The sequence below is a fragment of the uncultured Lactobacillus sp. genome, assembly GCF_947367125.1.
Taxonomy (GTDB): domain Bacteria; phylum Bacillota; class Bacilli; order Lactobacillales; family Lactobacillaceae; genus Lactobacillus.
This window is the reverse complement of record NZ_CANBCQ010000034.1, coordinates 20,107-28,591: the sequence shown is the minus strand read 5'-3', so window position 1 is coordinate 28,591 and position 8,485 is coordinate 20,107. Positions and strand designations below refer to the sequence as shown.

At 34.6% G+C, this 8,485-nt stretch carries 6 protein-coding genes and 2 pseudogenes; 7 read left to right on the top strand and 1 reads right to left on the bottom strand.

Annotated elements, in window-relative coordinates; all coding sequences use genetic code 11:
* Window positions 1-77 precede the first annotated feature (77 nt).
* From Q0Y84_RS09600 to Q0Y84_RS09575, 6 genes and pseudogenes are all read left to right on the top strand, one after another.
* Window positions 78-968, top strand: a pseudogene (locus Q0Y84_RS09600) (DUF3737 family protein).
* A gap of 8 nt (window positions 969-976) precedes the next feature.
* Window positions 977-1,809, top strand: a pseudogene (locus Q0Y84_RS09595) (hypothetical protein).
* Between the two features lie 92 nt (window positions 1,810-1,901).
* Window positions 1,902-2,864, top strand: coding sequence for a mannose-6-phosphate isomerase, class I (gene manA, locus Q0Y84_RS09590; RefSeq protein ID WP_297953069.1), 963 nt, complete (start codon window positions 1,902-1,904; stop codon window positions 2,862-2,864).
* A 35-nt stretch (window positions 2,865-2,899) separates the two neighbouring features.
* Window positions 2,900-3,292: an SdpI family protein gene (locus Q0Y84_RS09585; protein WP_297953068.1), complete on the top strand. Its 393-nt coding sequence runs from the start codon at window positions 2,900-2,902 to the stop codon at window positions 3,290-3,292.
* Window positions 3,292-4,014 carry a response regulator transcription factor gene (locus Q0Y84_RS09580; RefSeq protein WP_297953067.1) on the top strand — a complete coding sequence of 241 codons (723 nt, stop codon included), beginning with the start codon at window positions 3,292-3,294 and terminating at the stop codon, window positions 4,012-4,014. The genes Q0Y84_RS09585 and Q0Y84_RS09580 overlap by 1 nt, the downstream gene beginning before the upstream one ends.
* Complete coding sequence (locus Q0Y84_RS09575) at window positions 4,014-5,468, top strand: HAMP domain-containing sensor histidine kinase (RefSeq protein ID WP_297953066.1); 1,455 nt, start codon at window positions 4,014-4,016, stop codon at window positions 5,466-5,468. The genes Q0Y84_RS09580 and Q0Y84_RS09575 overlap by 1 nt, the downstream gene beginning before the upstream one ends.
* A gap of 43 nt (window positions 5,469-5,511) precedes the next feature.
* Here the strand turns inward: Q0Y84_RS09575 and Q0Y84_RS09570 are convergent, their stop codons facing one another.
* Complete coding sequence (locus Q0Y84_RS09570; RefSeq protein WP_297953065.1) at window positions 5,512-7,692, bottom strand: LTA synthase family protein; 2,181 nt, start codon at window positions 7,690-7,692, stop codon at window positions 5,512-5,514.
* Window positions 7,693-7,835: 143 nt separating this feature from the next.
* Here Q0Y84_RS09570 and Q0Y84_RS09565 point away from each other — a divergent pair, with 143 nt between their 5' ends.
* On the top strand, window positions 7,836-8,438 hold the full coding sequence (locus Q0Y84_RS09565) for a VanZ family protein (protein WP_297953064.1): 603 nt from the start codon (window positions 7,836-7,838) through the stop codon (window positions 8,436-8,438).
* The last annotated feature ends 47 nt before the right edge of the window (window positions 8,439-8,485 follow it).

The following is an 8,485-nucleotide window of genomic DNA, read 5'->3' as shown; positions in this document are numbered from 1 at the left end:
GAACTCCTTTTTCTAATGTTTAAAGAAATAAATTTAAGGAATCATTCATCCTTACACAAACTATTTTACAGTCTCTAATGACTGAATATAAGAATAAGTATTTTGCAGGTGAAAGAATTCTTTATGGATTAAATGATGCTATTCTTGATGGGGTGACATTTGATAATGGTGAATCTCCTTTAAAAGAAGCAAAAAATATTACCTTGAAAAATTCGATTTTTAAATGGAAATATCCACTTTGGTACGATGAAAATGTAAAAATAGAAAATACAACTTTTGAAACTATGTCACGTTCTGGAATTTGATATACCAAAAATATTTCAATTAAAAATAGTGCCTTGCAAGCTCCCAAATTATTTAGACGTGCAAGTAATATTTCTTTAGATAATGTTCATTTTGCAGATGCAGAAGAAACAATGTGGACTTGTGATCAGATAAAAATTACTAATTCTCAAATTAATGGTGATTATTTTGGCAAAGATAGTAAAAATATTTATCTTGATCATGTTTCAGTTATCGAAAATTATGTTTTTGATGGTGCAGAAAATGTAGAAGTCCATAATTCAACCTTTATTTCCAAAGATGCTTTTTGGAACTGTAACAATGTTACTATTTATGATTCCACTATTGATGGTGAATATTTAGCTTGGAATACTGACAATATTAAGCTAATTAATTGTAGAATTGAAAGTGATCAGGGATTGAACTATATTGATCATCTTGAGATCAAGAACAGTTCATTAATTCACACTGATTTAGCTTTTGAGTATGTTTCTAATTTGGATGTTGAACTTAATAGCAGGATTGATAGTATTAAGAATCCAGTTTCTGGTAAAATTGTTGCCCCTGAAATTGATACTTTAATTATTGATCCTAATAAAGTTGATCCAACTAGAACTGAAACTAAGTACCCAAAAATTAATGTAAAGATTGATCATTCTGATACAAATCAAACACCAAAGGACTAGTGACAAATATGCAATGTGATTTTGAAAATGCTCCAGATAGGTCTAGAGTCGATTCAGTTAAGTGGGATGTAAAGCTGGGCGAGTTGCCCATGTGGATTGCCGATATGGATTTTAAAACTGCGCCTGAAATTATTGCAGCAATGCAACAAAAATTGCACTGGGAGCATTTGGCTATGAATTTCCGCAAGCGGACTATTTTAATGTGGTAGCTGATTGGTATGAACTTGAGCATCATCATCGGCCACAAACCGACTGGATGATTTTTACTACAGGTATAGTGCCAGCAATTTCTTCAATTGTGCGTCGCATTTCTCATGTGGGCGACAATGTGTTAGTGCAAGAACCAGTTTATAATATTTTTTACAATCAATTTTAAATAACGGACGCCATGCTTTATCAAGCAATTTAGTTTTTGATGGCAAAAGTTATTCAATTGATTGGGACGATTTAGAGAAAAAAACTAGCTGAGCCTAATTTACTGACAATTTCAGCCACAATTGCGGCTTATGAACATGGATATGAGTGGCTTCATGCTTTAAAAAAGCAATTAAATTAAAATTTTGCTTATGCTACTTATTTTATCCAAGAAAATATCCCTGAAATTCAAGTGATTTCAGGTACAGCTACATATTTAATATGGCTTGGTGTAAAGCAAGTTACTACTGATTCGCAAGAACTAGCAGAATTTATTAAAAAAGAAACTGGGTTAATAATTTCTGCTGGGAGCGTTTATCGGGGCAATGGTCATGATTTTATTCGAATTAATCTGGCATGTCCGTTAAAGATGGTAAAAGATGGGATGCAAAGATTAGCAACAGTCATCCATAAGTATAATAAATAGCTTTACATGTAAACTAAATGATATACATAGATTGCAGAAAATGGTTTCATTTATTTTGCCTTAAAGTATATACTTTAATTGAGGTGATTTAAATGGAACCATTATTTTTAACCCCGTACTTTAGACCAAAAATTTGGGGCGGACGCAAATTAGACGATATTTTTCATTATGATATTCCAGCAGGAAAAGTCGGTGAAGCATGGATTATTTCAGGTTATAAAGATGATGCATCAACTGTAACAGCTGGTCCACTTAAGGGGATGTCTTTAAGAGATGTTTACTTAAAGCATCCAGAGCTGTTTGGTAATCCTAAGGCTAAAGAATTTCCGTTATTAATAAAATTCTTAGATGCTAATGATAATCTTTCAGTTCAAGTTCACCCAGATGATGATTATGCCCGTAAGGTAGAAAATGATTCTGGTAAAACTGAATCTTGGTATGTCATGCAAGCTGACCCAGGTGCTTATATTATTTATGGTCACCATGCTAAAAATCGTGAAGAATTAGCTGAAATGATTCATAAGGGCGAATGGGACAAATTACTTAGAAAGGTTCCAGTTAAAGCTGGCGACTTTTTCTACGTACCTGCAGGTACTATCCACGCTTTGACTAAAGGCTGTTTAGTTATTGAGACTCAGCAATCAAGTGATGTTACTTACCGTTTGTACGATTATGATCGTGTTGGTAAAGACGGCAAAAAGCGTGAACTTCATACGCAAAAGTCAATTGATGTTACAACTGTGCCACATGTTGATCCTAAACTAGATGTTAAGACTAATAAGGATCAAGATGCAGCAATCAAGACTTTAGTTGAACCACCTGTTTCACCACACTTTTATTTGTGGCAAATTGACCTCGATGGTACATGGAAGACCGGCTTAAAGGATCATCCATATCTTTTAGTTTCAATTATTAAAGGTGAAGGAAAATTAGAAGCCGATGGCAAATCATATGATTTGAAGATCGGAACTAATTTAATTATTCCAAATGAGATGAAGAATTTCACTTTCACTGGTAAAATGAGAATAGTTATGTCTGCACCGGGTGAGGAATAACCGTTTAAATTTATCAGAATTAGGAGTGAGAAGTTGTGATCTATGTCGCTTGTGGCTCAGTTATGATGGTGGTAGGAATAATTTGGTTGATTAACCCAGCCAAAAAGCCTAACCGAATTTATGGCTATTTATCTTATCTTGCGCAAGTTAACCAGGATAGTTTTAAGTTTGCTCAGAAGAGGGCAAGTTGGTATTGTATCCTGTTTGGTTTTATTCAAGCAGTGGTGGGAGTAATCATTCACTATTTGAATTGGGATCGCTATTTTCTCATTTGGCTATTAACATTTTATTTATTTATCTTATTGCCAATCGTTTGTACCGAAAAAAGTTTGAAGAAATTTCTGTATGAGCGCCATGAATTGCCACATGATTATGTCGATCCTGATCAAGTGAAACGTCAGAGAACAAAAGGATTTAGGGATCAATAATGAATTTGAGAATATTAATGGTTGAAGATGACACTTCTGTTGCTGAAATGATGGGAATGTTCTTCAAAAAAGAAGGCTGGCAACAAGATATTGCTGTCGATGGTGTCGAAGCTGTCGATATGTTTAAAGAAAATGCAGATAAGTATGATCTGATTACGCTAGACTTGAACTTACCTAAAAAAGATGGGATTCAAGTAGCTAAAGAAGTACGGGCAATTTCGCCAACAGTACCGATAATTATGCTTACTGCGCGTGGAAGCGAATCTGATCAGGTATTAGGCTTAGGAATTGGTGCCGATGAGTACGTTACTAAGCCTTTTAGTCCGATTGCCTTGATTGCACGAATCAAGGCCTTGCATCGCAGGGTAATGATGGAAGAAGAACCAACTAATCCGCACAAAGATAATCAAGATTATGAAATTACAACTGATCATTTACAAATTTCAAAGAATAGACGAGAAGTTTTATTTGATAATCAGCCAGTAATGGATTTAACACCAAAAGAATTCGATTTGCTTTACACAATGGCCCAAAAGCCAAAACAGGTTTTTTCACGTGATCAACTGTTGGAGCTAGTTTGGGGCTATGAGTATTATGGTGAAGAAAGAACCGTTGATGCCCATATTAAAAAACTGCGGCAAAAATTAGAAAAAGTTGGTGCTAAGGTAATCCAAACTGTTTGGGGCGTGGGTTACAAATTTGATGATTCGCAGGTCAAATAATGAAATTAATTTACCAAAATATGTTAGGCTTTTTGCTTATTATTGTGACAACAATTTCGATTATTGGTTATTCAGAAATTGATTATGCGCGTAATCAGGCTTACACCCAGAATTATCAACGGATGGAAGGCTATGCTAATTCTCTAGGAAATTTGGCAGAAGTCGACAGTCAAAATGGTACAGCGTTACTTAGCAATAATTTCTTGAACCAATTAGAGTTTGTTCTTCGTGGTGATGATGTCCATTTACGCATTTTTAATGATAAAAATGAACAAATTTATCCAAAAACTGGATCAAAAGTTCAATTGTCTAAAGAAGTTTTTTCTACTTTGAAAAATGGTCAAGAAATTCGGATTCAAAATAATCATAATGAAAATTCACCAATCGCTTCGACTAAGGATGCATATACTGGTGTACTTGTACCGTGGATGAATGGTAAAAATCTGGTTGGCGCTGCTTGGATTAGTTCTAAAGTTAATCATGTGGAACGACCAATTTTGATGGCAAAGCGTAATTTGCTAAGAGCTTTGCTAGTTACAGCAGCCGTGGGACTGATTTTGAGTTTTATCATTTCATATTATTCAACTAAAAGAATTAAGCGGTTATCGCTGGCTACACAAAAAGTTGCGTCTGGTAATTTTAATGTGCAAATTCAGCACAAAGATAGTGATGAAATTGACCAGCTGGCAGAGAATTTTAATAAAATGGTCCAGGCATTGAAGCAGTCTAATGAAGAGGTGAAGGCGCAAGAAAAACGCCGAGATCAATTCATGGCAGACGCAGCTCATGAAATGCGAACCCCGTTAACTACGATTAATGGTATTTTGGAAGGGTTGCAATATAATGCTATACCAGAAGAATCTAAGCCAAAATCAATTGCATTAATGCAGCGTGAAACTAAAAGATTAATTCGGCTAGTTAATGAAAACTTAGATTATGAAAAGATTCGCAATAATCAAATTATGTTGATTAAGACTAATTTTGATGCTGCACCTATCTTGCATGATTTGAAGTCACAGCTAGAGCAAAATGCGGATAAGGCCAATGATAAATTAATTGTAAAGGTACCAGATAAATTACCGATCTATGCGGATCGTGATCGTTTTACTCAGGTAATGGTAAATTTGGTACAAAATGCAATTCAATTTACTCATAATGGTGAAATTATTATTTCAGGCAAGCGAATTGAGCATGGCACACAATTATCAGTTGAAGATAATGGTATTGGTATGAGCAAGGAGCAGACCAAGTACATTTTCGAACGCTTCTTTAAGGCAGATCCTTCTCGTGCTCGAATGGGAACCGGTGAATCGGGGTTAGGATTGGCAATTGTGTCATCGCTAATTAAGCAACACGGTGGTAAAGTAGAAGTGATTTCTAAACCTGAAGAAGGATCCACTTTTACGGTAGTTTTCTATGACAAGGGTTATGAACAATTTGTAACTAAGAATTAAATATCAAATAAGGCACAGATCTTGATAGGTCCGTGCCTTATTTTTAATTATTTGCGTTTTTAGAACTATTTTTATCTTTCTTATCGTCTTTATTATTTTTAATGCTTTCAGGGATTTGGGTGATGTCTTGTTTGCGGCCTTTTAATTCAGGGGCATTTGTCCGGTATAAGTTAGTAGTAGTACCGTGATGACGACTGTAAAGTGAGGTCGAATTAGCTGCTAATTCTTTGTTAATAGCGACCATCTTTTGATAATTTGCTGCATAGTCAAACTGGGTTGGATCAGCTGGGACAAAACCAGCAGGAGTATAGAAACGTAATAAATTATGATTATTTAATAAATCTGAATAATGCAGGGAAGCCTTGGCTTTTTGAGCTAATTCAGTGATCTCTTTTTTCTCCTGAGGGGTAAAATTGATAATTTGTTTACCACTAACCCGATCATAAACTACGCCTTTGATGCCTTTACCACCAACGATAATGTATCTAGAACTGACAATCGTACCATTGCGGAAGACAATCCAATTTTGCCTTTTTGGTGAAAGCATATCACTACCAAATTGAATGTAATCTTTATTACTGATCCCGAGTAAATGCATTAGAGTTGGCAATACATCAATTTCACCAGCAATCTCATGATTAATTGATCCCCTTAAATTGTTGGCATGAATCATAAAGGGAACTCGTTGCATTTGAACGTTGTTGTAGGTATTCCAAGTGTCAGAACTTTCACCAATAATTGGCGCTAAAGTTTCATTTTCAGAATTGCTTAAACCGTAGTGATCACCATAAATGACTACCATGGAATTCTTATAAAGACCAGATGATTTTAAATAGCGGAAGAATTCGCGTAATGCTTCATCTAAATAGTGAGCAGTTTCAAAATAATTATTGATGGTCTGGTCAGTCGTGTTAGTAGTTTTGAAATTAGGATCTTGATCTTCTTTGTCTAAATTAAAGGGAATATGATTAGTAACTGTAATGAATTTAGCATAGAAAGGTTGCTGCATTTGCTCTAAGTATTTGATACTTTCAGCGAAAAGCAGCTTATCTTTAAGACCATAGCCACTTGCGTCTTTAGCTTGGGTGCTGTAGTAATTTTTGTCAAAGAAATAGTTATAACCCATGTTTTTGTAGACATCATTTCGATTCCAAAAACTTCCTACATTGCCGTGAAAGACAGCAGAAGTATAACCATCCTGGCGCAAAATTTGCGGTGCTGCCTGGAAGGTATTTTCTGAACCTAAAGAAGTAAATAATGAACCATCAGGGATGCCATAGGTACTGGTTTCTAGCATGTTTTCTGCATCACTGGTTCTACCTAGGCCAACTTGGTGATAAAAGTTATCGAAACTAAGGGTATGTTTATTGCGATAAAGCGAATTAAGGAAAGGAGTAACTTCTTTGCCGTTGATTTTAAGATTAATTAAAAACTGTTGGAAACTTTCTAAGTGAATGATAATTACATTGCGATTTTTTTCAATCCCAAAATATGAAGAAGATGGGGCAGCATTTTGATTTTTGGTAAAAGTTAAGATCTTATTTAAATCGGCAGTATTAGCATTCTTAGTAACTTGGACGTTTTGTGCACTCTTGAAGCAATCATATGCAGTAAAAGTATCAATGCCAAGATATTTAACGACATAAGAGCGGTCGAAAGTATTCCGCAATAAACGAGGTCTCGATGTTTCAGCTAGCAAAATGTTAAGCGTTAAAATAAATGCCCCGATTGAGGTGATCGCAAAAGGCGTAGACAAGCCATAAGATTTTTGGTCAATTTTGATTTTGTGAATAATCAGCAAAGTAACGATAATGATCAAATCAATCCAGATTAAAATATCAGATGGGTGTAGCAGCGCTACGGTACTTTTGCCTAGTCCTTGTGATACTTTTCCGACATTAGTCATTGTTTTTATAGTTAAAAAATCTGAAAATTGCCGGTAATAAATGATATTTGCAAAAAGTAGAGCAGTATTGGCAAAGTCCAAAATCAACATGGCAATGTAGGAAATGAGGGGCTTGGGAATATAAAAACCAAAACTGATTAAGATGATAGCGGCGCCAACGGGACTAAGCCACATAATAAAATGTTGATAAGGGTCTGTTAGGCCCAAATTAAAATCACAATAAGCCGCAAAAATATATTTCATCCAGAAACAAGCAACCAGCAAAGTTAAGAAACCGGGTCTAGTTTGAATGAAATTGATAATTTTTTGTTTCTTCATATAAATGCTCCTTTAACATCTTTTAATTTTACTGGTTCAATCCTATGAAAACAATAATTTGCAAATAGTTATCCCTTTTTTAAGATTTTTCATTAAGAAAATAGGTATAATCTATAATTGAATAATTTGAAAAGAGGCAAGGCATGCTATTTTTGGGCCCACTGTATAGTTTTTTAGCTAAACAATATGCAACTAATATTAATCACTTTGCATTAGTTAAATTAACTTTATTAGCACTGGATAAAACAGTTTTTTATTTTTTGATTTTTGCTGTAGTACGTTTAATCTGGCTTCTATTAGTGCGCCGTAGACGATCTATCAAATCGGAAGCAAGCGTTTGGTTATTTGCCTTTTACATAATTTTAGTATTGATGCTAACCACTTTTAGAAATACTTACTTCCCGTGGCAATTAGATTTTAATTTTTCAAGACCCTTAAGTGACATTAATTTGGTGTTTATGAAAGAAACATTGAAGCTAGTGTATGCCCCTAGTCAGTTGGATTTCTTTTATAATTCTTTAGGAAATGTCTTGTGCTTTGTGCCGTTTGGTTTTCTTTTCCCAATTGTTTTTTCAAAAAAAGCTACTTTTCTGAAAACTGTTTTGATCGGGATGCTATTTTCAGTAGGAATAGAAACTTTGCAGTTTTTGCTAGCGACCGGAGTTAGTGACATTGATGATGTCTTTTTCAATACTTGTGGCGCGGTTTTGGGTTATTTAATTTTTAAGATTGTCAAAAAAGCATGAATGCGCTTATAATGTACTGGTATTTATAAATCAAGATTGTTAAAATA